This is a genomic window from Chryseobacterium sp. GW821-FHT04C04, assembly GCF_059420365.1.
In genome coordinates this window covers 14,474-39,165 of record NZ_JBWKTO010000003.1, presented here as the reverse complement: position 1 = coordinate 39,165, position 24,692 = coordinate 14,474, and the positions used below count along the sequence as shown (strand labels likewise).

At 35.8% G+C, this 24,692-nt stretch carries 23 protein-coding genes and 1 riboswitch; of the genes, 16 read left to right on the top strand and 7 right to left on the bottom strand.

Annotated features, from left to right (window positions below; all coding sequences use genetic code 11):
• The first annotated feature begins 10 nt into the window (after window positions 1–10).
• Window positions 11–1,792: a carboxypeptidase-like regulatory domain-containing protein gene (locus AC07UM_RS10040; protein ID WP_494683598.1), complete on the top strand. Its 1,782-nt coding sequence runs from the start codon at window positions 11–13 to the stop codon at window positions 1,790–1,792.
• Between the two features lie 57 nt (window positions 1,793–1,849).
• Here the strand turns inward: AC07UM_RS10040 and AC07UM_RS10035 are convergent, their stop codons facing one another.
• From AC07UM_RS10035 to recJ, 3 genes are all read right to left on the bottom strand, one after another.
• A complete protein-coding gene (locus AC07UM_RS10035) occupies window positions 1,850–2,188 on the bottom strand; it encodes a DUF3817 domain-containing protein (protein ID WP_152290933.1) in 339 nt (112 codons plus the stop codon).
• An 84-nt stretch (window positions 2,189–2,272) separates the two neighbouring features.
• Entirely contained in the window at window positions 2,273–2,857 is a 585-nt protein-coding gene (gene nadD / locus AC07UM_RS10030; protein WP_494683599.1) for a nicotinate (nicotinamide) nucleotide adenylyltransferase, read from the bottom strand.
• A 133-nt stretch (window positions 2,858–2,990) separates the two neighbouring features.
• Window positions 2,991–4,703: a single-stranded-DNA-specific exonuclease RecJ gene (recJ, locus tag AC07UM_RS10025; RefSeq protein WP_494683600.1), complete on the bottom strand. Its 1,713-nt coding sequence runs from the start codon at window positions 4,701–4,703 to the stop codon at window positions 2,991–2,993.
• Window positions 4,704–4,812: 109 nt separating this feature from the next.
• On the opposite strand from recJ, the gene AC07UM_RS10020 reads away from it, so the two are divergent.
• Window positions 4,813–5,625 carry a M48 family metalloprotease gene (locus tag AC07UM_RS10020; RefSeq protein ID WP_124532136.1) on the top strand — a complete coding sequence of 271 codons (813 nt, stop codon included), beginning with the start codon at window positions 4,813–4,815 and terminating at the stop codon, window positions 5,623–5,625.
• A gap of 80 nt (window positions 5,626–5,705) precedes the next feature.
• Here AC07UM_RS10020 and AC07UM_RS10015 read toward each other — a convergent pair whose 3' ends face one another.
• The gene (locus AC07UM_RS10015; RefSeq protein WP_124532134.1) at window positions 5,706–7,328 is read right to left on the bottom strand and encodes an ABC-F family ATP-binding cassette domain-containing protein; all 1,623 of its coding nucleotides are present in this window, start codon (window positions 7,326–7,328) and stop codon (window positions 5,706–5,708) included.
• Between the two features lie 121 nt (window positions 7,329–7,449).
• Between AC07UM_RS10015 and smpB the strand changes: the two genes are divergently transcribed.
• The 5 genes from smpB to AC07UM_RS09990 all read left to right on the top strand — a co-directional run bounded on the left by smpB (window position 7,450) and on the right by AC07UM_RS09990 (window position 12,205).
• On the top strand, window positions 7,450–7,908 hold the full coding sequence (gene smpB / locus AC07UM_RS10010) for an SsrA-binding protein SmpB (RefSeq protein WP_034694839.1): 459 nt from the start codon (window positions 7,450–7,452) through the stop codon (window positions 7,906–7,908).
• Between the two features lie 77 nt (window positions 7,909–7,985).
• A complete protein-coding gene (locus AC07UM_RS10005; protein ID WP_494683601.1) occupies window positions 7,986–9,515 on the top strand; it encodes an OmpA family protein in 1,530 nt (509 codons plus the stop codon).
• Between the two features lie 95 nt (window positions 9,516–9,610).
• The gene (locus tag AC07UM_RS10000) at window positions 9,611–10,351 is read left to right on the top strand and encodes a YebC/PmpR family DNA-binding transcriptional regulator (RefSeq protein WP_494683602.1); all 741 of its coding nucleotides are present in this window, start codon (window positions 9,611–9,613) and stop codon (window positions 10,349–10,351) included.
• A gap of 57 nt (window positions 10,352–10,408) precedes the next feature.
• Window positions 10,409–11,233, top strand: coding sequence for a UDP-2,3-diacylglucosamine diphosphatase (locus tag AC07UM_RS09995; protein ID WP_124532128.1), 825 nt, complete (start codon window positions 10,409–10,411; stop codon window positions 11,231–11,233).
• Complete coding sequence (locus tag AC07UM_RS09990; RefSeq protein WP_494683603.1) at window positions 11,234–12,205, top strand: glycosyltransferase family protein; 972 nt, start codon at window positions 11,234–11,236, stop codon at window positions 12,203–12,205. It abuts the gene before it with no gap.
• On the opposite strand, the gene AC07UM_RS09985 is transcribed toward AC07UM_RS09990, so the two are convergent.
• Window positions 12,194–12,484, bottom strand: a complete 291-nt coding sequence (locus AC07UM_RS09985; protein ID WP_494683604.1) for a GNAT family N-acetyltransferase — start codon at window positions 12,482–12,484, stop codon at window positions 12,194–12,196. The two genes, AC07UM_RS09990 and AC07UM_RS09985, sit on opposite strands and share 12 nt — an antisense overlap.
• A 148-nt stretch (window positions 12,485–12,632) precedes the next feature.
• Entirely contained in the window at window positions 12,633–13,382 is a 750-nt protein-coding gene (locus AC07UM_RS09980; RefSeq protein WP_494683605.1) for an RDD family protein, read from the bottom strand.
• 28 nt (window positions 13,383–13,410) lie between these two features.
• On the opposite strand from AC07UM_RS09980, the gene AC07UM_RS09975 reads away from it, so the two are divergent.
• The 8 genes from AC07UM_RS09975 to AC07UM_RS09940 all read left to right on the top strand — a co-directional run bounded on the left by AC07UM_RS09975 (window position 13,411) and on the right by AC07UM_RS09940 (window position 20,704).
• Window positions 13,411–14,400 carry a stage II sporulation protein M gene (locus tag AC07UM_RS09975; protein WP_494683606.1) on the top strand — a complete coding sequence of 330 codons (990 nt, stop codon included), beginning with the start codon at window positions 13,411–13,413 and terminating at the stop codon, window positions 14,398–14,400.
• Window positions 14,384–15,346, top strand: coding sequence for a DUF4013 domain-containing protein (locus AC07UM_RS09970; RefSeq protein ID WP_494683607.1), 963 nt, complete (start codon window positions 14,384–14,386; stop codon window positions 15,344–15,346). Before AC07UM_RS09975 ends, AC07UM_RS09970 begins: the two co-directional genes overlap by 17 nt.
• Window positions 15,339–16,130 carry a DUF4129 domain-containing protein gene (locus AC07UM_RS09965; protein ID WP_494683608.1) on the top strand — a complete coding sequence of 264 codons (792 nt, stop codon included), beginning with the start codon at window positions 15,339–15,341 and terminating at the stop codon, window positions 16,128–16,130. Before AC07UM_RS09970 ends, AC07UM_RS09965 begins: the two co-directional genes overlap by 8 nt.
• Before the next feature lie 11 nt (window positions 16,131–16,141).
• Window positions 16,142–17,299 carry a DUF4350 domain-containing protein gene (locus tag AC07UM_RS09960; RefSeq protein WP_494683609.1) on the top strand — a complete coding sequence of 386 codons (1,158 nt, stop codon included), beginning with the start codon at window positions 16,142–16,144 and terminating at the stop codon, window positions 17,297–17,299.
• Between the two features lie 117 nt (window positions 17,300–17,416).
• Entirely contained in the window at window positions 17,417–18,448 is a 1,032-nt protein-coding gene (locus AC07UM_RS09955; RefSeq protein WP_494683610.1) for an AAA family ATPase, read from the top strand.
• Window positions 18,449–18,519: 71 nt separating this feature from the next.
• Complete coding sequence (locus AC07UM_RS09950) at window positions 18,520–18,870, top strand: four helix bundle protein (RefSeq protein ID WP_494683611.1); 351 nt, start codon at window positions 18,520–18,522, stop codon at window positions 18,868–18,870.
• Between the two features lie 67 nt (window positions 18,871–18,937).
• Window positions 18,938–20,260, top strand: a complete 1,323-nt coding sequence (locus AC07UM_RS09945; protein ID WP_494683612.1) for a DUF58 domain-containing protein — start codon at window positions 18,938–18,940, stop codon at window positions 20,258–20,260.
• Window positions 20,261–20,284: 24 nt separating this feature from the next.
• On the top strand, window positions 20,285–20,704 hold the full coding sequence (locus tag AC07UM_RS09940) for an OsmC family protein (protein ID WP_494683613.1): 420 nt from the start codon (window positions 20,285–20,287) through the stop codon (window positions 20,702–20,704).
• A 71-nt stretch (window positions 20,705–20,775) separates the two neighbouring features.
• Here AC07UM_RS09940 and AC07UM_RS09935 read toward each other — a convergent pair whose 3' ends face one another.
• Window positions 20,776–23,391: an MGH1-like glycoside hydrolase domain-containing protein gene (locus tag AC07UM_RS09935; protein ID WP_494683614.1), complete on the bottom strand. Its 2,616-nt coding sequence runs from the start codon at window positions 23,389–23,391 to the stop codon at window positions 20,776–20,778.
• A 188-nt stretch (window positions 23,392–23,579) separates the two neighbouring features.
• Window positions 23,580–23,686, top strand: a riboswitch (SAM riboswitch).
• 66 nt (window positions 23,687–23,752) lie between these two features.
• Here AC07UM_RS09935 and AC07UM_RS09930 point away from each other — a divergent pair.
• Window positions 23,753–24,691: an alpha/beta fold hydrolase gene (locus AC07UM_RS09930; protein WP_494683615.1), complete on the top strand. Its 939-nt coding sequence runs from the start codon at window positions 23,753–23,755 to the stop codon at window positions 24,689–24,691.
• The last annotated feature ends 1 nt before the right edge of the window (window position 24,692 follow it).

The following is a 24,692-nucleotide window of genomic DNA, read 5'->3' as shown; positions in this document are numbered from 1 at the left end:
TTATTACCATATGAGAAAATTTTACCTTTTATTTTTATTGTTTCTATTAATATTTTCATGTAAGAATGAATCTTTCTTAGAAATAAGTGAAGAGACACCCAATTCCCCATCTAATTATAATTTTGGGAATACTGCACAAAGAAATTTCCAGGGCGTAGTTCTTGATACCAACGGGGTTCCGGTTTCAGGAGCAACAGTTACCATTGGAACAAGTACGGTGACAACCAATCTTAGAGGTTTTTTTACATTTAAAAATGCTTCTGTAAAAGAAAACTTTGCCCACATAAAAGTGACAAAGTCCGGTTATGTAAATGCATCACGGGTTTTGGTTCCTACCAGCGGAATGAATCAAGTGAATATTATGATGATTCCTGCCACAGCCACTTCTACCATTACTTCGGGCGCTGCCTCTACAGTTTCATTGCCAAACGGAACGAAAGTAAAATTCGATGGAAGCTTCAAAGATGCCAGCGGAAATGCTTATTCAGGAAATGTGAGCGTTGCCGTTTTTCACTTAGCACCATCCAATCAATACCTCAATGAATTAATGCCAGGATCATTTTTGGCAACCAATTCAGGAGGAAACTCCAGAGTGATGGAAACTTTTGGGATGCTGCATGTACAATTAACGGGAAGTTCCGGACAAAATCTTCAGATTGCAAACGGCCACACGGCAGAAATTACCGTTCCAGTAGATCCTGCACAAGCTTCCAATTCACCAGCCACCATTCCATTATGGACTTATAATGAAGATACAGGAATGTGGAAGGAGGAGGGCTCTGCAACAAAGATTGGAAATACCTATGTAGGAACAGTAAGCCATTTTTCATGGTGGAATTGTGATGCACAGTTTGAGCAGGCGACAATGAAAGTAACGGTAAAAAATGCTGCAGGGCAGATTTTGCCTAATATCAAAGTAACTTTAAAGAGAAGCTCTCAGGCATATGAAACGTACGGAATGACTGACAATGCAGGAATGGTTTCTGGAATTGTTCCCGCAGGTGAAGTCTTAAGCTTAAAAGTGTATGATGTCTGTAATAATATTATTTATACATCTAGTGTCGGCCCTTTTCCGGCCGGAATCATAACGACGATCCCAGATATTACAGTAAATCCTTCTGCATCTACCAGTTATACTATTCAGGGGAATCTGAAAACTTGTGCCAATGCCATTGTTACTGATGGCTATGTAATGTTAAAGCCTGCAGTGAGTACAAATTATTTCCAATATATGTCAGTACCCGTAAACAGTAGCGGAGGTTTTACATTTAATACCTATTCATGTACTGCGAATCCACAGTTTATTTATGAAGGATTTGATGCGGTTAATGTTCAGACTACCAATCAGGTTACTTTCACGGCAACATCTACTACTGTAAATTTAGGAGATATCATGGCATGTAATTCTGTAAATGAATTTGTTAATTATAAAATTGATAATCAGCCTGTTGTTTATGTAATAGGATCTTTCAATGCACAATGGGCAGGTCTTACTCCTACATCACCTAATATGGTACCCAAACAATTGAGAATAAATTCAATGAATCCTGCAGGACCATTTTTCTCTATGACTCAAAATAATATGTTGGGCGTTGCAGCAAGTTTTACTACAGATTATATATTTGAACTTTCAGGAGCCGTTATTACACCAAGTAATGGAAATTTGGTTATAAACATAACCACTTTTGGAATAGTAGGGGATTACATTGATTTTACAGTTAATGGAACTTACACTAATAATTCAGGAAATCATACTTTCACAGCGACAGGGCATGTGAAGCGGGATATGTAATAACACTAAAAATTAAAAGGACCGAAAAGGTCCTTTTTTTATAGGGTATTTTATGAATTATTCTCTATCGAATCGGGCTAGTTTTTTATCTACCCAAATCGTTGCAAAAGGAAAGAATGCGGATAATAATGCAAAAACAAAATCTTCATCATCCCAATTATAAATTTTTCTTGCAGGAAGGCAGAGCAAAAGATAAAGTGTAAAAAATAATCCATGTAAGCTGCCAATAACGCTGATGAAAATAATAGAATATAAATTCTCATCATACCGGATCCAGATCATAGCGACACAATATAATAAAAGACATGAAATGGCTTCTGCAAGACAAATCTGTTTAAACCATTTGATGATTTTTTCCTGAGGATATTTTGAGAAAAATTGTTCGATGAAGTTCATTTCTTTAGCTATGAGTTGGGCGTTAAAAGGTAAGAGTCATTCTCTGCCTTCAGGTTTCTACCCTCTAATTTCTGATTTGCAAAATTACTTATAAAAATTACTACCATCCAAATATTCAAAAACTTCAGGAGGTAACATAGGTCTCACATTTTTACTGTCTCTGATCATATTGCGGATTTCTGTTGCAGAAAGTTCTATTACCGGAGCTTTTATCAGAGAGATATTCTCATGCTGTAAATATTCAGAATCTTTCTTTTCCCCATCAAATACTCTGGGATAAACAATGATATGATGATTCTTGATCAGAACATCAGAATTTTTCCATTTGTGAAGGCTCTTGAGATTATCCTCTCCCATAATCAGGCTAAAAGAATAATCCGGATATTTCTCATGGAGATACGTCAAAGTATCAATGGTATAACTAGGCTTCGGAAGTGAAAACTCCACATTAGAAGCCCTCATATTAGGATAATTCTTTACTGCAAGCTGTACCATATCAAGCCTGTTGTGGTCATTCAGTAAAGATTTTTTATCTTTAAAAGGATTTTGTGGGCTTACTACAAACCATAATTCCTCCATATCAGAGTTTTCCAGAATATAATTAGCCAGAATAAGGTGTCCGATATGAATAGGATTGAATGATCCGAAAAATAAACCGATTTTTTTCATTTTTTGTTAGGTAGTAGGTAGCGGGTGGGAGTACTTAGAATATAAATATTGGACTCAGGATTCTTTTTAAGGTTAATGGGGTTTGATAAAGTTCTGATTTCTATCACCTGCAACCTAAATCCTGCAACCTCCATCAATCCCTAAACTTCACATCCTTAATATTTAGATAATGAGTTACATTGCCTTTCCAGTGGTTTTCTTCCAGGGTAAACGCCAGGTCAAAGCTTTTGTTTTTAAAATCTTCAACAAATTGTCCAAGTTTGAACCCAACACATTCAATATTACGTCCTGTAGATTCCTGTTTGATATAAAATTTCAGATGATTGTTATCTTTTCCCATTGTTTTTACATACCCTGAAAGCTTCTGATTAGTTAATGTAAAAATAGGTTTCATATTATGAGGACCGAAGGGAGCCAGTTTCCTGTGGAAATTGATAAACTCTCTGTTAATTTCGTCAATTATGATTTCAGTATCAATCGTAATGGAAGGCTCTTTTTGGTGTTCTTTGATTTTTTCAGAGACAATTCTCTCGAACTTTTCTTTGAAAGCTTCAAATTTGTCCTTCTCCATCGAAAGTCCGGCAGCTGCATGATGTCCCCCAAATTTAAGGAAGTATTCGGAGCATATATCTAACGCCTCATGGACGTCAAAATCGGAAACAGATCTTGCCGAAGCTACCATTTCTCCATTATTTCCATCTGTGAATACCAGTGTAGGTTTATAATAGGTTTCAATAAGCCGCGAAGCTACAATACCAATCACTCCTTTATTCCATTCCGGATGATATACAATGGTGGTATGTTTACTTTCCTGCTGAGATTCTATAATCTGATTCAGAGCAGAAAGAGTAGAATTCATATCCAATTCACGTCTTTCATCATTAAGGTCCATGATATCGCTTACAATCTGATTCGCATGTTTCAGATTATCAGAAACCATCAGTTCCACTGCTGCTTTACCTTGAGATATTCGTCCGGCAGCATTAATTTTAGGAGCGATTTCAAAAACAATATTGGAAATTTCAAAATGGGAAAGCTTGTCTTCAGGAATCAGCAATCTTAATCCCAGATTTCTGGTTTTCCTAAGCGTTTTTAACCCCATCTTAGCCAATACCCTGTTTTCCCCCGTCATAGAAACAATATCTGCAGCAATTGAAATGGCCAGAAGATCTGTCAGTTCAAATAATTCCGCTTCCGGTAATTTATAAATGGTATTTAGTCCCTGGCAAAGTTTAAAGCCTACACCACATCCGGAAAGTTCCTTGAATGGATATCGGCAGTCACTTCTTTTAGGGTCAAGTACAGCGACGGCATTGGGAATCTCTTCACCTGGAAGGTGGTGGTCACAGATAATAAAATCAATATCCAGACTGCTGGCATAGCTGATCATATCAAGTGCTTTGATTCCACAGTCCAGAGCAATAATTAATGAGAAGTCATTTTCTTTGGCAAAATCAATCCCTTCTGTGGAAATTCCATATCCTTCAGAATTTCTGTCCGGAATATAATAGTCTAAATATTTTTTCTCAACAATTTTGCTGAGATATAGGTACATCAAAGCAACCGCTGTGGTTCCATCCACATCATAGTCACCATATACCAGTATTTTTTCACCATTTTCAATCGCAGTGGCAATACGCTCTACAGCTTTTTGCATATCTGCCATTAAAAACGGATTGTGTATATCGTTAAGGTTCGGTTTAAAAAATTCTCTGGCCTTTTGATAGTTGTCAATTCCTCTTAAAACGAGAAGTTTAGATTCAAAAGTACCAAAACCAAGTGACGAACTTAGTCCGTCCACAACTTCCTCATCGGGTTCGGGCTTATAAATCCATTTTTGACTCATTTCACAAAAATAAGGAAAAAAAACAGCATTCTGAAATGATCTCGAACTAAGTTTCAACTTAATAATTGTTAAAAAAAGGTTACCTTCGTGCTCCAAATTTTTAATAATTATGAAAAAAATTACTGTATGCCTTATGTTATTGGGGGCAATGTATTCGATCAATGCACAAAAAATTAACCTCGGAAAAGCAGCCGGAATGGTTTCAAATGGTGCAAAAGCTTTAACATTTACGAACGAAGATGCGGTTAAATTATCCAAAGAATCAGTAGACTGGATGGATAAAAATAATGCCGTAGCAGGACCTAAAGACCCGTACACTGTGAGACTGAACAAACTGTTTGGAAAACACAAATCTCAGGACGGTCTGAATTTGAATTATAAAGTTTATAAAGTGAAAGATATCAATGCTTTTGCCTGTGCAGACGGAAGTGTACGTGTATTTTCTTCTCTGATGGATATTATGACAGACAATGAATTGCTGGCAGTTATCGGACACGAGATCGGTCACGTTAAAAATCAGGATACAAAAGATGCGATGAAATCGGCTTATCTTAAAGCAGCTGCCTTAGATGCAGCATCATCAGCTTCTTCTGCTGTAGCGACCCTTAATGAGAGCCAGGTAGGGAAAATGGCTAATGCATTTTTAGATGCTTCACACAGCAAAAAACAGGAATCAGAAGCTGATACCTATTCATACGACTTTATGAAGGCTAATAAATATGATGTAGTAGGAGCTTATACAGCGTTCAAAAAATTGGCTTTACTTTCAGAAGGAAGTACACAAACTAATTTTGAGAAAATGTTCAATTCTCACCCGGATAGTAACAAAAGGGCAGAGTCTATTAAAAAGAAAGCTGAAAAAGAAGGGTTATGGAAAGATCCCGGAACAGTTTCTTTACCTACTGCAAAATTGACGAAATAATTATTTTATTTATTGTTTAAACGAAAATACCTCAAAACATTGCTTTGAGGTATTTTTATATAGATTTAATGTTGTTCAGATTAAGAATACATTTTTTCTCTTAATTCTTTCACCTTTTTATCAGCAAGGTATTCGTCGTAAGTCATCTCTCTGTCGATGATTCCGTTTGGAGTCAACTCAATGATTCTGTTACAGACTGTTGAAAGCATTTCGTGGTCATGAGACGCCAATAAAAGATTTCCTTTGAAGTTTGATAGTGAGTTGTTCAAAGTAGTAATACTTTCAAGATCTAAGTGGTTGGTAGGCTCATCTAATAAAAGAACGTTTGCTTTCTGAAGCATCATTCTACTGAACATACATCTCATTTTTTCACCTCCTGAAAGTACTTTACAAGATTTTAAAGCTTCATCACCAGAGAAAAGCATTCTTCCTAAGAATCCTCTCATGAATTCTTCGTGACGCTCTTCATCGTTTTTAGTAAATTGTCTTAACCAATCAACTAAGCTAAGATCTTCCTGGAAGAAACTTGTATTATCTAAAGGCATGTGAGATTGGTTCGTAGTAACTCCCCAAGCAACAGTTCCTTTGTCGGCTTCAACATTTCCTGCTAGAATTTCAAAAAATTCTGTGATCGCCAAAGAGTTTTTAGAAAGTATAGCTACTTTATCCCCCTTTTTAAGATTAAGATCGATATTTGAGAATAATAATTCCCCGTCTTTTGTCTTTTCAAGACCTTTTACATCTAAAATCTGATCCCCAACTTCTCTTTCCATTTCGAAAATAATTGCAGGATACCTTCTTGAAGATGGCTTAATGTCATCGATATTTAATTTGTCGATCATTTTCTTTCTTGCAGTAGCCTGTTTAGCTTTTGCAACGTTAGAACTAAATCTCGCGATGAAATCCTGAAGTTCTTTCTTCTTTTCTTCCGCTTTTTTGTTAGCTTGAGCTCTTTGTCTTGTTGCTAATTGAGAAGCCTGATACCAGAAAGAGTAGTTACCGGTGTAAAGATTAAGTTTAGCATAATCTAAATCTCCAATGTGCGTACAAACCGTATCAAGGAAGTGACGGTCGTGAGATACAACGATTACGGTATTTTCATAGTCAGCCAAGAAATCCTCTAACCAAGAAATGGTGTCAATATCAAGGTCATTCGTAGGTTCATCCAAGATCAATACATCAGGATTTCCGAAAAGCGCCTGAGCCAAAAGAACCTTTACTTTGTCCTTATTCTCCAGTTCGCTCATCATCTGATAATGCATGTCATCTTTAATTCTTACGTTTGAAAGCATCGTTTGCGCATCAGATTCAGAGTTCCATCCACCCATTTCATCATAGATTACACCTAGTTCACCCGCTTTAATTCCGTCTTCGTCAGAGAAATCTTCTTTCGCATAAAGCGCATCCATTTCCTCTTTTATCTCGAATAATTTTTTGTTACCTCTTAAAACTGCTTCAAGAACAGTATACTGATCAAAAGCAAAGTGATCCTGCTCCAAAACTGACATTCTTTTCCCTGGCTCCAGAGATACATTTCCTGTTGTTGGATCTTGCTTCCCTGTTAATATTTTAAGGAATGTAGACTTTCCCGCACCGTTTGCTCCGATGATTCCGTAGCAGTTTCCTTTGGTAAACATAATATTTACCTCGTCAAAAAGTACTCTTTTCCCGAATTGTAAAGATAAGTTAGATACTGTTAACATATAGTTTTGTAAATTTGGCGCAAAAATACGAAAAGAATTTGGGTATTTTGTAATAATATAATAGTCAAGTTTTTAAATGTATGGTATTTTTTATATATTTCATTAACGAAATTTTAAAATGATGAAGATTGAGAAAACAGTCAGTATATTAAATAAAAGAGCCCGCTTTGAATATGAAATTCTTGAAGAATATGAAGCAGGAATGGTTTTGACGGGTACCGAAATAAAATCTTTACGCTCATCTAAAGCATCTATCACAGAATCGTTCTGTCAGTTTATTGATGGGGAATTATACATCATCAATATGATGATTGACGAGTATAAATTGGGAACTTTTTACAACCATAAAACAAAAAGGGAACGGAAATTGCTCTTGCACAAAAAAGAATTGCAAAAACTTGAAAAAAAATTAAAGGATGCTGGAAACACAATTATACCTTTAAAATTATATATCACTGACAGGGGGAAAGCAAAGGTGCTGATAGCGCTGGGAAGAGGGAAAAAGCTTTTCGATAAAAGAGAGGCAATTAAAGATAGAGAAAACAAACGAAACCTGGACAGAATATTAAAGAAAAGTTAAAAATCATTTGAAAAACTTTGTATATAAAGAAAAATTATATTTATTTTGCATTATCAATTATTTAATCATTTAATTCTATGAAAAATCTAAAATTAGGAATTTCAGCATTGGCGCTTACTGTTGCCTCTACTGTTTTCGCACAGACTACCAACAATCCGTGGTTAATCGGAGTTGGTGCTCATGCTGAAAACCACGTAGCAGCAAGAAATAACTTCAGTAATACGTTCTCTGCTAACAATTTGACGAAAAATATGTTCAATGTGAACAATTTTTCTATTACACCTCCATTGTCTAAGCTAACAGTTGCTAGAAACATTGGTAAAGGTTTAGTAATTGACTGGCAAACTTCTGTTGGAAATGTTGAAAACAAAAGATTCAACATGGGGAAAGAATTTTTCCTAATGACAGGTCTTGGTTTCCAGGCTCACGCTGCAGGTCTTTTATGGAACGAGGAATCTTGGTTTGATCCATATTTAAGAGTTGGTGCTAACTACTTAAGACATGACTATACAGCTCTTACTTTCCCTAGAACATCTGTTGACGCTAACGGTAATCCAATCGAAAACGTACCTAATGGTAAGGATGGTAACGAAAATGGTAAAGCTAACCACTTTACTGTAGCTACAGGTGCTGGTGCTAACTTCTGGGTAACTAAAAACTTCGGTCTTGGTGTTCAAGGAGATTATGTATCAACTCCAGGTGATAAATCTACAGTGGCTAACTTCTGGCAAGCTTCTGCTTCTATCTTATTCAGATTCGGAAACAGAGACAGAGATAAGGATGGTATCCTAGACAAAGATGACCTTTGTCCTGATACTCCAGGTTTACCAGAATTCCAAGGATGTCCTGATACTGACGGTGACGGAGTTCCAGATAAAGACGATCAATGTCCAGAAGTGGCTGGTCCAGTTGAAAACAACGGATGCCCTTGGCCAGATACTGACGGTGATGGTGTAATCGACAAAGATGACGCTTGTCCTACAGTAGCAGGTCCTGCTGAAAACAACGGTTGTCCTTGGCCAGATACAGACGGTGACGGTATCTTAGATAAAGATGATGCTTGTCCTACTGTTCCAGGTCTTCCTGAATACAACGGATGTCCAGCTCCTAAGAAGCCAACTGCTGTTGTAGTTACTGAACAATTAAAAGATATCTTATTTGATTTCAACAAAGCTACAATCAGACCTCAATCTAACGAAAAATTAGATAATGCTGCTAAGATCATCAAAGATGCTCCAGCTGAGAACTTCGTAGTAGTAGGTATGACTGATAAGAAAGGTGCTGCTGCTTACAACTTGAAACTTTCTAAAGAAAGAGCTGCTTCTGTAGTAGGTGCTTTAGAAGCTAGAGGTGTAAACCCTTCAACATTGAAATCTATCGGTATCGGTTCTCAGGAAGCTACTGTTCCTGCAACTGCAACTGATGCTGAAAGACAACAAGACAGAAAAGTTATTGTAAGAGCTATCTCAGGATCTGAGTGGGAAACTTACAAGAAAAATGACTTAACTGTAGCTAAACCAGCTAAAAAAGCTGTTAAGAAAGGTGCTAAAAAAGCTCCAGCTAAAAAGGCGACGGCTAAAAAAGCTCCAGCTAAAAAGAAAAAATAATTAATTTTTCTAAATAATGAATACCTCCAATTTTTTTGGAGGTATTTTTTTTTTGTTGACTTTTGATTAATTTTGTTGGAAATTTAAAAATTAAAATGGGAAGAGCATTTGAATATAGAAAAGCTTCTAAAATGGCCAGATGGGATAAAATGGCCAAAACATTCTCTAAAATAGGAAAGGATATCGCTTTGGCTGTAAAAGCAGGCGGAACAGATCCTGAAGCTAATCCGGCACTGAGAAGATGTATCCAGAATGCCAAAGGGGCTAATATGCCTAAGGACAATGTAGAAAGAGCAATCAAGAAAGCAAGTGGTGCTGATGCTGAAAACTATGAAGAAATTACTTACGAAGGTTACGGACAGGGAGGGGTTGCTTTTTTTGTAGAATGTACTACAAACAACACAACAAGAACGGTAGCGAACGTAAGGGCTGTTTTCAATAAGTTTGATGGTAACCTTGGTAAGAATGGTGAGCTGGCATTTATCTTTGACAGAAAAGGAATTTTCACCCTTGATTTGGCCCAGATCAAAATGGATTGGGATGATTTTGAAATGGAAATGATTGACGGAGGAGCAGAAGATGTAGAAAAAGATGAAGATGAAGTAATGATTACAACGGCTTTTGAGGATTTCGGTTCTTTATCTCACAAATTAGATGAGCTTGGAATTGAAGCGAAGAGTGCAGAACTTCAAAGAATTCCAAATAATACAAAAGAGGTGAATGCAGAACAGTTCAAAGCAAATATGAAAATGCTTGAGCGTTTCGAGGAGGACGATGATGTTCAAAACGTTTACCACAATATGGAAATCACAGAAGAGCTGATGAACTCTTTATAAAAAATAATATAGCATTCATATACAGTTAATTTTCAATTAGTTTCTTTGTACAAAACTATGAAAAGAAACGTTGAATTAGTTGTTATATCGGATGTTCATTTGGGAACTTATGGATGTAAGGCTAAAGAACTGTTGAGATATCTCAATTCTATCCAACCCAAAACTTTAGTTTTAAACGGTGATATTATTGATATCTGGCAGTTTAAAAAGTCTTACTTCCCTAAACCTCATTTGAAAGTGATCAGAAAGATACTTTCATTGGCCACTAAGAATACAGATGTCTATTACATTACAGGCAATCATGATGAAATGTTCCGTAAGTTCACGGATTTTGAACTCGGAAAACTTAAAGTATGTAATAAAATCTGTCTGAATATCGATCAGAAAAAAACCTGGATATTTCACGGTGATGTCTTCGATGCATCCGTCCAGCATTCAAAGTGGATTGCCAAACTTGGCGGAAAAGGTTACGATCTCTTAATTGTTATCAATAATGTTGTAAATTGGTTCTTAGAAAAAATGGGTAAAGAAAAATATTCATTTTCAAAAAAAATCAAGAACAATGTGAAAAAAGCGGTGAAATATATCGGAGATTTTGAGCTTACAGCTTCTGAGCTTGCTATCGACAATCAATATGACTATGTTGTTTGCGGGCATATTCACCAACCACAGATTCGTGAGGTTGTTAATAAAAAAGGATCCTGTACTTATCTGAATTCGGGTGACTGGATTGAAAACCTGTCTGCCTTAGAATACCATGATAAAGAATGGAAAATTTTTTATTATGATGAGCATAAACATTTGCTGAAAGATGATGAAGTAGAAGAAATTCAGGAGATGGATAATTCTGCTCTTCTGAAAATTGTAACCAATTTTTCCTAAATGAAGATTTTGTACGCATTCCAAGGGACTGGAAACGGCCATGTTGCCAGAGCACAGGAAATCATTCCTCTTCTCAAAAAATATGCATCTGTTGATACATTGATCAGCGGGCACCAGTCACAATTAAAGGCTGATTTTGACATTAATTTCCAATATAAGGGTATTTCCCTTCTTTATAACAAAACAGGAGGTTTATCCTATCGAAAAACGTTTACCGAAAATAAATTTCTTGAAGCAGCCAAAATAATCAGAGAATTGGAGCTATCACATTATGATTTAATCATTAATGATTATGAGCCGTTGACAGGCTGGGCTTCCAAACTGAAAAAGTTACCGATGATAGAGCTTAGCCATCAGGCATCAATGAGCTTTCCAGAGACCCCTAAGCCTAAGAAAAAAGATTTTCTGGGAGAGATGATTTTAAAATACTATGTTCCCAGTGAAAGGAAAATCGGATTTCATTTTGAAAACTATCATCCCCAGATCAAAAAACCTGTCATCAGAAGAAAAATCAGAAATCTTAATCCTTATAAGCAGGGATATTACCTTGTTTATCTTCCTAGTTTTGCAGATGAAAATATCATCAAGGTTTTAAGAAAAATTCCTGTTGAATGGAAAGTATTTTCAAAATACAGCAAAGTACAGGTAAAGGTGAAAAATGTAGAAGTATTTCCTATTGATGAAAGCCAGTATCTGAAATACTTTGAAGGCTGTGAAGGAATCTTGTGTAATGCAGGTTTTGAAGCTCCTGCAGAAGCCTTGTTTATGGATAAAAAACTTTTTGTGATTCCGATTCATAATCAATATGAACAGGAATGTAATGCATGTGCCCTTGACAAAATGGGAATACCCAATTCTAAGGTTTTAAATCTTCAGGAAATTATGGAATGGGTAGCTTCTGATCATCATCTTAAAGTAGATTATCCGGATGATATTGAAGATATCCTATTGAATGAAGTCTTAATTCTTTAAAAATATATCTTCCACATCATTCATTCTCATCATCACGGATCTTGCATAAGAACAGTGCGGATACACTTTCCAGTTGTTTTCTCTGGCAAATTTGATGGCTTCCTCTACTAAAAATTTCCCCATTCCTCTGCCCTCAAATTCAGGGTGTACCAATACAAAAGAAATAATAAATTTATGATCTTCAGGGAAAATGGTATAGGTAAGTCTGCCAACTTCTTTTGTATCGTTATTTAGAGTAAGAACTCCGCCGTTTCCGGATTTATTGTTTTCAAATTTCATGATTCAGAACTTTATAGTTAAATATACAAAAATTAAACCGACCTGTTAGTACGAGTGATTGCGAGTGGTGAGTCCACTTCACTATTGATTTTTTTCAGGTTTTTAAATTGACGATCCACTTGCGAGGCAAAACTCGCTGATGCCCTTACTAATTGTCTTTTCCCGTATAGTAGTTATAATCTTTAATAACAACATTGATAAACTGCCTTTCCGTCATTTTAGTAGAATCTATTTCCAGTTTTAGAATACTTTTAATTTTATCAGACAGTTTGTTGATGATCTGGCGGTCGTCTGCTTTCAAAGCTTTGGTATAATTATCTTTGATGATTCTCATGTCATTATCACTCAAAGCGATGACCTGGGGAAAAGAGGGAACATAATCTTCGCGGATATTCTCTAAAATCGTATGAGAAATATTGATGTTATTTTTAAGGGAGATGACCGCCGTTCCTGAGGCCATATCACCCAAACGTTGATTATTTTTAGAGACAATCATAGAGATAAGCCCAATCACTCCGGCGAATGAAACATCCACAATTCTGAAAACCCAGCGGATCATATAATCAGCAAAACTTGCTTGATAACCGTCAATCTTTACCACTTTGATTTTCATCAGCTTTTTACCCGGAGTCTGGCCTTCCATTAAACTTTCCAATACCAGAGGATAAATGTAAATAGGAAACGTAAGGATAAGATATACAGCTCTTATAGACCATTCGTCAAGACCATCCAGTATATATCCCAAATCAAAAATGTTGAAGAATAAATACAGAATGATCACTACATAAGCGATCCTAATCAGAAGATCAATAATGAAGGCAAGCATCCTTTCTCCTACGCCTGCAATATTAAAATTAATATTTACATTTTGTGAGGTATTTATCGCAATTTGAGACATATTTTTTATTATTTTAGCCTTAACAATTATGAGAGAAGTTTATTTCATTAAACAAAATAAAGAAAAATGGTTGGGAATAGAACAGGTTATTCAAGGGAAAATTAAAAAAAATCCAGATGACCTGTCTTCGTTATATATTAACCTGATCAATGATCTTTCTTTTGCCCAGACCTATTACCCTAAAAGTAATACGACTGTTTACCTGAACCATTTGTCTTCTCAGATTTTTCAGAAGATTTATAAGACCAAAAGGGTAGAGGAGAACAGACTGATCTATTTTTTCAAAACAGAAGTTCCATTGCTGATGTATCAGTACCGGAGATATCTGATGTATGCCTTTCTTTTTTTCTTTTTGTTTACTTCAATAGGTGTTCTTTCTGCAATTTATGATAAAAGTTTCTTAGCCGTTGCAATACCCAATGGGGAATCCTATGTTAATGAAACGATAGAAAATATCAAGAAAGGAAATGCTGTTGCCGTGTATGAAAGTGGCTCAACTTGGGGGAGTACAATCGGAATTATCTTCAATAATATTCAGGTAGGAGCAAAACTATATATTTATGGGATTGCCGGAGGAGTGGGAACATTGTTTGCATTGCTTTCCAATAGTGTGATGCTGGGAGCTTTCCAGTATTTTTTCTATGATTATGGCGCATTGAAAGACAGTGCGAGAGGAATATGGCTTCACGGAGTTTTTGAAATTTTTGCCATGGTGGTGGAAGCGATGTGCGGATTGATTCTGGGAGCTTCCATTTTATTTCCGAGAACATTTTCAAGGTTTAATTCTTTTAAAAAAGGATTTAAAGATTCATTTAAAATATTTTTAAGCACTATTCCTTTTACTATTTGTGCAGGAATTATAGAAGGTTATGTAACAAGACATGCTTTAAAGATGCCTTTGTTTCTGAACCTGATTATTATTTTCGGCTCACTGGCAATTGTAGGATTTTATTATTTTGTATATCCGTCTATTGTTAATAAAAAAACTAATAAACACATCCATGATACAATTTTATAAAAAAAGAGATTTTGGAACTTTTATAAGCGATAGTTTCAATTTTTTCAAATTATACGGGAAGAATTATTTCAAAAACTATATTCTGATCAATGGCTTGCTTTTGATCTTAATGGTAACCGTTATTATTTTCGGATATAAGGAACTTTTTTCCCAGATATTCGGATCCAATCTTGGTGGCGAAACGTATTATTTTGAACAATATTTTTCAGATAATGCAGGAATGCTGATCACGGTAGTATTATTGACTTTCCTACTTTTCATGGTCCTGATGATTGTGAATTATCTGTACCCGGTTTTTTATTTAAAAAGAATAGCACAGGGAGCAGAAAAGATAAAAGCGGATGAAATTCTGAGTGATTTTAAGAGCAATGCGGGAAGAATAGCCAAGCTGTGCCTTGGAATGATCTTTATTGTTACTCCGATAATTTTGGTTGTTGTAGGTTTTTCTTATATTCTGATTTTTATTATTATCGGATTGTTTCTGATCCTGCTTCTTTACCCGACGATATTTAACTTTACGATATTTCTGATGTATGATTATTTTAATTCAGACAGAGGTTTCTGGGGAGGTTTGAGCTATGCTTTGCGTTCTCAGTTTTCTTACCCGAATGGAAGTGAGAAATCACCCTATTGGAAATATTGGGGATCTGCATTTGTGATGTTTATTATTATTTACATGGCAACTTCTGTGTTCACATTTATTCCCATGATATTCTTTTACGGATCACTTCTCACCTCTACACCGGACGGAAATTTTGAGCAGAATCCTTTTACCGGAACTACGGGAGTTCTGTTTTTTATATTTTATGGATTCTCGATGCTGCTTTCATTTTTTCTTTCAAACCTGATGTATGTGAATGCAGGATTGATGTATTATGACAGCAGAACAGACCTTCATCAGAAAGTAGAATTGGCAGAAATAGATACTATTGGAATCAATGAATAGAATTCTTTTTTTCTTACTGTTTTTTTTCTCTCTTGGGTTGGTTCATGCTCAGGACGATAATCCTACTGCTGATAATCTGGTAGATTCATTATATACAACCGGACATTATAGAAATATGCTGCGTGCAGATTCTGTTCTGATGAAAAATCCGGTATCAGAAAATACTGCTTATCCTAAAACATTCAAAGAAAATATTCCATCAAGATATAAAGGAAATGAATTTGATTATTCTGTATCAAAGCCAAGAGAATCTTTCTGGCAAAAGCTGATGCGAAAACTCAATCAGATTATACAGGGAATTTTTGGAGAAACAGCATTGACTAAGTCTGCAGAATTTACGGGAGTTCTTATCCGGCTGTTTGCCATTATTCTGGTAGGTTTTCTGCTTTATTTTGTCATTAAATATATCATGGGAAAAGATGGTAATTTTATTTTTGGTAAAAAGAATAAAAAACTGAACATTAATGTAGAAGAATTGCATGAGAATATCCATGAAATCAATTTTCCTGAAAGTATTGCGAAATTTGAAAATGCCAGAGATTATCGCTCAGCAGTTCGTTATCAATTCTTGTTTATCCTTAAAAAACTGAGTGATAAAAAATTGATCAGCTGGAATCCGGAAAAAACAAATAAGGATTATGCCGCCGAGTTAAAAGCTCCTCATCTGAAAAGTGATTTCTCTAATCTGTCTTATATTTTCGATTATGTCTGGTATGGGGAATTCAATATTGAAGAGCAGAGTTATCAGAAATTTAAAAATCAGTACCAGGCCTTTAAACCATAATAACAATAACCATGAATAAAACTTTCAAAACATATGCTGTAATTTTCATCATTGTGATGATTGTTTTGGCATTGCTTGAAGTTAACAAAAAAGAAACGACAGACTGGCGCAAGAATTTTGATATCAATGAAAAGTCGCCGTTTGGTCTGTTTGTTTTTAATAATGAAGCGAAATATCTTTTTAAAAATAACCTGAAAAAGATTGAGCAGGTTCCTTATGAATACTACAGCCAGCATAAAAAAGATGCTCACAATATTGTTGTTATCGAAAATAACCTTGATGGAGAGTCGTGGAAAAAAATCCTGACTCAGGTATCTGAGGGCTCAGATGCGTTTTTGATGGCAAGCCATATGCCCAAAGAAATCTCAGACAGTATCGGATATTATGATTCAGAAATCTCTTTTGAAGAGGAAAATGTTCTGAAACTTACCGACAAAAAATACCAGAATGATTTTGTTAAACTGGATAAATTTCCATCAGGCAGAGGATTCTCATTTATAAAACCCAACGTTGAAGTGCTGGGGAAGACGGTAGAAAAAAAGAATACAGATCAGGCCAACTTTATCAAAGTGAAGTTTGGAAAAGGGTATATCTATGCTCATACAGAACCTCTTTTTCTCACCAATTATTATCTCCTTAAACCTGGGAACATAAAATATGCACAGGATGTATTTTCATACCTTCAGGATAGGGAAACGCTTTGGTTTGTTGCTAGTAAAAGTACAACTTCGCGTTTCTTTATGAGATTTGTATTGTCGAATCCGGCTTTAAAGTATGCGTGGTGGGTATTTTTGGGAGGTCTCATTCTTTTCATTTTCTTTAATGCAAAGAGAAAACAGAGAATAGTGCCTGTAGAAGAGCCGTTAAGAAATACTTCTCTGGATTTTGTGAAAAGCATTGGAAATCTTTATCTTCAGGAAGGTGATTTTCATGATATGATGGCTAAGAAAGCGCAGTATTTTCTGAATAAAGTGAGAATGGATCTGTTGATAGATACCCAGAATCTGGATGAAGAATTTGCAAAAAAACTGCATCTGAAAACGGGTAAAACTATGGAAATGATTAATGAAGCGATAGCACTTATCAAAAAAGCTCAGGATCCTTACGCCAGCGTAATGAAGGAAGATCTTGCAAGGATCAATAAACTCCTTGATGAAATACTTAAATAATATAACTATATAATAATATAACAATATAACAGCTGACCAATGATCATAACAACTATTCCAAAGAAGAATATAATTGTTAGATTGATACAGTGTTAGATTGGTAAATTAAATTTTATTATGGAAAATCTTGATAACCAGAATATAGAAAACCAAAGTTCTATAAACCTTAATAAACAGGAAGAACAGTTTCAGTCGAGAATCGATATGATAGAACTTCGTACGAGTTTAGAGAAAGTAAAGTCTGAGATAGGAAAAGTAATTGTAGGGCAGGAGAAGATGATAGAACATCTTTTGGCAGCATTACTTTCAAACGGGCACGTTCTTATTGAAGGAGTTCCCGGAGTAGCCAAAACCATTACAGCAAAATTATTGGCTAAGACCATTGACGTAGGTTTCAGCAGAATCCAGTTTACACCGGATCTGATGCCTTCCGATATCCTGGGAACATCTATCTTCAATGTGAAAAACTCAGAATTTGAATTTAAAAAAGGACCTATCTTTTCCAACTTCATACTGATTGACGAGATCAACAGATCGCCGGCAAAAACCCAGTCTGCATTGTTTGAAGTCATGGAAGAAAGACAGATCACCATGGACGGGACACGGTATATTTTGGAAGAACCTTTCCTTGTTATAGCTACCCAAAACCCCATAGAACATGAGGGAACATATAGACTTCCGGAAGCCCAGCTCGACAGGTTTTTATTCAAAATCAATGTAGGGTATCCTAATCTTGAACAGGAAATCGCGATCATTAGAAATCAGCATGAAAGCAAAAAAGAAGATAAAACAGAAGGAGTAAATCGTGTCATCACGGCAGAACAACTGAAAAGCTATCAGCATCTGGTAAAAGAAATTATTGTGGAAGCTCAGTTGATGGAATACATTGCTAAAATCATCATCAATACCAGAGAAAATCAATTCTTATATCTGGGAGCTTCACCAAGAGCTTCATTAGCACTTCTTACAGCATCAAAAGCATTTGCAGCTATGAGAGGAAGAGACTTTGTGACTCCTGAAGATATCAAAGAAGCAAGCTACGCTGTTTTAAGACACAGAGTAATTGTATCTCCTGAAAGAGAAATGGAAGGTCTTACTGCAGATGAAATTATCCGTCAGATTTTAGAAGGAATAGAGATTCCTAGATAGGTAGTAGATAATAGGTGGCAGGTAGCAGTTGATAGTAAGTGAATGCTTTAATAGTGACAAAATTATTATATATGGCAAATTTTAAAGAGCTTATAGTTTGGCAGAAGTCTATTGATTTTGTTACTGAAATGTATAGAATTACAGAAACTTTTCCTAAAGCCGAAATCTACGGATTGGTATCACAAATCAGAAGAGCAGCTGTTTCAATCCCCTCTAATATTGCTGAGGGAAACTCGAGACGAAGTAAACCTGATTATCTGCAATTTTTAAAAATATCAAGAGGTAGTTGTGCAGAGGCAGAAACACAATTAATCATTTCAAAAAATCTCGGTTTTTTAAATGAAGATGATTATTTGAAACTAAATCAGGAAATTATAGAAATATCCAAAATGTTGAACGGACTCATTAATTCCTTACAATAATAATGAATGTGGAAAAGCTAATAAATGACCACCTAAAACCTTTTATCTGCAACCTGCAACCTAACCAATGAAAAACTTATACATCAATACACGTTTCTTTTTTACACTCATCGGAGTGGGGATTCTGTATGTCCTGGCATTTTTCTTTCCGGTGCTGATGTGGGCAGCCCATATCGCACTTTTGATCTGCTTTCTGGCTGCAATGGTAGATTTTCTATTGCTTTTTAACCAAAAAAATGCATTACAGGTTCAAAGGATATTGCCGGAAAAACTGTCCAACGGAGATGAGAACTTTGTGAAAATTGATATTAAAAATAATTACAGCTTTCCAATAGCCACTAAAATTATTGATGAAATTCCATTCCAGTTTCAGAAAAGAGATTTTTTGATTGAAAAGAAGATTGCTTCCGGAGCGAATACTTTCTTTCAATATTCATTAGAACCTAAAGAGAGAGGAGAATATCATTTTGGAGGGTTGAATATTTATGCATCTTCACCGCTTGGGTTGATCTCGAAGAGGTTTACTTTCCAGAAAGATGCTATGCTGCCTGCTTATCCATCTTTTATCCATCTCAGAAAATATGAACTGATGGCCATTCAAAGTGAATTTTTATTGGGAGGAATCAAAAGAGTCAGAAAGCTGGGGCACACCATGGAATTTGAGCAGATCAAAGAATATGTACCCGGAGATGATATCAGAACGATCAACTGGAAGGCAACATCGAAGACCAACCGTTTGATGGTAAACCAGTTTCAGGATGAAAAATCACAGCGTATTTTTATGCTGATTGATAAAGGACGAACCATGAAAATGCCTTTCAACGGGCTCAGTCTACTGGATTATTCCATCAATGCAACGATGGCACTCTCTCATATTATTTTGAGAAAAGGAGATAGAGCCGGGATGATGACTTTTTCCAAAAAAGCTGAAAATAAAATTGCCGCTGATAATAAATCCGGACAATTGAAAAAAATATCTGAAGCACTTTATAATATTAAAACAGATTTCTTTGAAAGTGACTTCAACCGTTTGTATCAGGATGTAAAATATTCCATCAACCAAAGAAGTTTAATTTTACTTTTTACGAACTTTGAAACATTAGACGGGCTCAACCGACAGTTGAAATACCTTCGGGGAATCGCTAAAAACCATTTGCTGGTAGTGGTATTTTTTAAAAATTCAGAACTGCAGACGTTGATCAACAAAAATCCTGAGAATATGCAGGAAATATATGATGAGATCGTTGCTGAAAAATTTGAATTTGAAAAGAAACTGATTATTCAGGAACTCCGCAAATATGGAATTTATACCGTATATACGCTTCCGGAAAATTTGAATATCGATGTTATCAATAAATATTTGGAGATAAAAGCGAGAGGAATTTTATAACTTTGTATCAAGCAATAAGCAAGAATGAAGATAACACTTAACAGAATAAACGACGATTTTTTATTTGAATGTACAAATGCTCAGGGAAATTCTATCCTTTTGGATAATACTTCCCAGCCGGGAGCAAAAGGAGTTTCTCCAATGGAAAGTGTACTGATGGCTGTGGCTGGCTGCAGCGGAATTGATTTAGTTTCTATTTTGAAGAAACAGCGTCAGGACATCAAAAGTTTTCAGGCAGAGGTAGAAGGAGAGAGAGTGCAGGTAGAGGATGCGAAACCTTTTAAATCAATTAACGTTAAGTTCCTTTTAGAAGGGGACATTGATCCTAAAAAAGCGCTGAAGGCTGCAGAACTTTCTTTTGAAAAATACTGTTCCGTATCAAAAACGTTAGAACCGAATGTAGAAATCGGATACGAAGTATACGTAAACGGAGAAAAAATCTAATCTCTTATTTAAAAATAGAAAAAGCCGGATGAGTCATCCGGCTTTTTTATTACTCATTACTGATTATTCATCTAGAACGTCAGCCTTGGTTTTATTAGTTTCGCCACAGTAGCAGTCCACCCTGTCTGATGAGAAGCCCCTACACCGCGGCCGTTATCTCCATGAAAATATTCAAAGAAGGTAATATAATCTCTGAAGTGTTCATCATAATTGAACTTCGGATTGCCTCCATTGAAAGCACGCTGCCCATGTTCATCCTTTAAAAATATAGAACAAAGTCTTTTGCTGATGTTTTGAGCCACTTCATCAAGGTTTCTTTTATCTCCGCTTCCCGTTGGAAGTTCTACTTTCAAACTATTTCCATAATAATAATGGAAACGCTGCAAGCTCTCTACAATCAGGAAATTAATAGGAAACCAGATCGGTCCCCGCCAGTTGCTGTTTCCTCCAAACATTCGGCTGTCACTTTCTGCAGGAGTATAGTATACCATATTTTCGGCTCCATGCACAGAGAATACAAAAGGATTTTCTTCATATACTTTAGACATAGCACGGATTCCGTAAGAACTTAGAAACTCTTTTTCATCAAGCATTCTGGTAAGAACTTTCGTTAATCTGTTTTTACGTAAAATACTCATCAGATGTTTTCTGCCTTGCCCCTCCTCATCCCAATGAGAAACAAGCTTGGTGAGTTCCGGTTTATTTTTAAGAATCCATTCCATTCTGGTTTTGAAATTAGGCATCTTTTCCAAGAGCCTGTGATCAACAATTTCTACTGCGAATAACGGAATTAAGCCAACGATGCTTCTTAATTTCAAAGAAACACTATCTCCATTTCCAAGCTGCAATACATCATAGAAAAATCCGTCTTCTTCATTCCACAAACCTTTTGTTCCTTCACCCAGATTTTCCATAGCCTCAGCGATATAAAGATAATGTTCGAAAAACTTGATCGCCATATCCTCATATACCTGATAATATTGGGCAAGTTCCATGGCAATACGCATCATATTTAATGCATACATCGCCATCCAGCTTGTTCCGTCTGCCTGCTCAAGATGCTGACCGTCCTTTAATTCCATATTTCGGTCAAAAGCTCCAATGTTATCAAGACCAAGGAAGCCGCCTCCAAAAATATTTTTACCGTTTTTATCCTTTCTGTTAACCCACCATGTAAAATTTAGCAACAACTTCTGGAAAACTTTCTCTAAGAATAGCAGATCCGGCTTGCCATTATTTTTTTCATCAATCTTAAAAACACGGAAGCATGACCATGCATGTACAGGAGGGTTCACATCGCTCATGTTCCATTCATAAGCAGGAAGCTGTCCGTTAGGATGCATGTACCATTCTTTGGTCAACAGTAAAAGCTGTCCCTTGGCAAATTCTGCATCGATGATTGAAAAAGGGACACAGTGAAATGCCAGATCCCAGGTGGCATACCATGGATACTCCCATTTATCAGGCATAGAAATAATATCCTTATTGTGGAGATGATTCCACTCTGTATTTCTTACATATTCGTTGAAATTTCTTGGTGCTTCAAAGTTGGGATCACCTTTCAGCCATTTTCCGATATTGTAATGATAGAACTGTTTATTCCAGAGGAGTCCGGCAAAAGCCTGTCTCTGAACATTTCTTTCATCTTCATTTACAGTATCGTTCTGAATTTCGTTATAAAACTCTTCAGCTTCAGCTTGTCGGGTATTGAAAATATGATCAAAACTGTTAAAAGGTTCATCCGTTTCTTCAGGACACAATCTGAATTCAAAGACTTTTGATTCTCCTCCACCGATAATCTCATCAATCAGAAAAGAAGCTTTTGTTCCTCTTTTTTCAGGATTTACGGTATCTCTCTGATGAATAATAAAATCATTGATTCCATCTTTGAAATAAGCATTCTCTACTTTGGGAGCTCCGTAAAGTTTTGAAGTATTCGTTTCGTTATCACAAAATACACTTTGTGCATTTGTATTTCGGGAATAAAGCTTTTTAATCGATATACTGTCATGACCAATATTGATACTTCCGTCATGAGAAGCATTAACCTCTCCTTTATAAGTATTGTATCCCCATTTCCAGTTATTTCTGAACCAGACTGTAGGAGCTACCAGAATAGAAGCCTCACGCTGGCTTCGATTACAAACGGTGACTCTTGCTAGGATATCGTTGTGATCTGCTTTACAGTATTCAATGAAAATATCGAAATACTCGTCATTATCAAAAATTCCGGTGTCGAAAATCTCATACTCCGGTTCCTTTTTGCTGCGTTTTCCGTTTTCTGTAACAAGATCATCGTAAGGAAATTCATTAATTGGATATTTATACACCATCTTCATATAGCTGTGGGTAGGTGTATTGTCCAGATAATAAAAGATTTCTTTGATGTCTTCACCATGATTTCCCTGAGGATTGCTCAACCCAAAGAATCGTTCTTTTATCATTTTATCTTTCCTGTTCCAGAACGAAAAAGCAAAACAGAAAAGCTGCTTTACATCAGAAATTCCTGCAATTCCTTCCTCTCCCCAGCGGTAAGCATAGCTCTCGGCATTATGATGATTGGTAAAATTCCATGCATTTCCATTGGGGCTGTAATCTTCACGTACATTTCCCCACTGGCGGTTGCTTACATATGGTCCCCAGTTTTTCCATTTAGTATCTTGTAATCTTTCTTTTTCAACGGTCATATTTCATCATTTTTCAATACGAAGTTAGTTTTTTTGAGAAGTAATTCCAATTTTTTTCATCTGAATAATTATTAATATAGCCTTGAAATACTTGTATTTAAGGGCTGTTTTAAATATTAAAATAATTTTTTTTTGAAATTAAAAGAAAAGAACTACCTTTGCATCATTCGTTCATTTAAATATTGAAAATGTTATCAAGAAAGGTTGAGGGATTAGACCCTATGAAACCTTAGCAACCCTTTGCGCAAGCAAAGAAGGTGCTACGTTCTACCAATTTATTTTGGACAGATAACTTACTGAAGTTCTTTTCAGCCATTTCCTGTGGCATTTTCAATTGTATTTGTAGTAAAATATAATAGAATTGAAAACAGAACTAAACTATATTAATCTTTCGTATCAGACTTATTCTCAAAAGGAATATCATATCTCATTAAGCTATCAGCTTTTTGGGAAAAATCTGTTTACAGCACCCATCATTCTAATCAACCATGCTCTTACCGGAAACTCAAATGTATCGGGAGAAAAAGGATGGTGGAAGCAATTGGTGGGAGAGAATCAGCTTGTTGATACGAATCAATATACTGTTCTGTGTTTCAATATACCCGGAAACGGTTATGATGATTTTTTAATTGAAGACTATGAAGACTTCACCCCTTCAGATATCGCTGCGATATTTCTGAAAGGGCTTGAAGCTTTACATATCAAAAATATATATGCCATTATTGGAGGCTCTCTTGGAGGGGGAATTGCATGGGAAATGCTTGCGAAGCAGCCGGATCTTGCAGAAATATTTATTCCCATAGCCTGTGATTACAGAACACACGACTGGCTTCATGCTCAATGTCTGGTTCAAAAGTTTTTATTGAATGATAAAGATGAACCATTACAGAAAGCGAGAATTCATGCGATGCTCTGTTATAGAACTCCACAATCACTCAACGATAGATTTCAAAACCAATATAATCAGGACAAACAACGCCTGGAATCAGAAGACTGGCTGGTTTACCACGGTAATGCATTAAACGAAAGGTTTAGTTTAAAAGCATACAAATTGATGAATCATCTCTTGATGAATATCAATGCTGAAGAGAAAGCACTGGAGAGGATCGAAGCACGAATGCACATGATCTCCGTAGATACAGACTTATTCTTCCCGGCTTCTGAAATCCGAATGTGTTTTGAAAACTTAAAAGAGAAAAATAAGGATGTTTCTTATCACGAGATCCAATCTATACATGGGCATGATGCCTTCCTAATGGAATATCAACAATTAAATAATATCATAAAAAACATTTTATAGA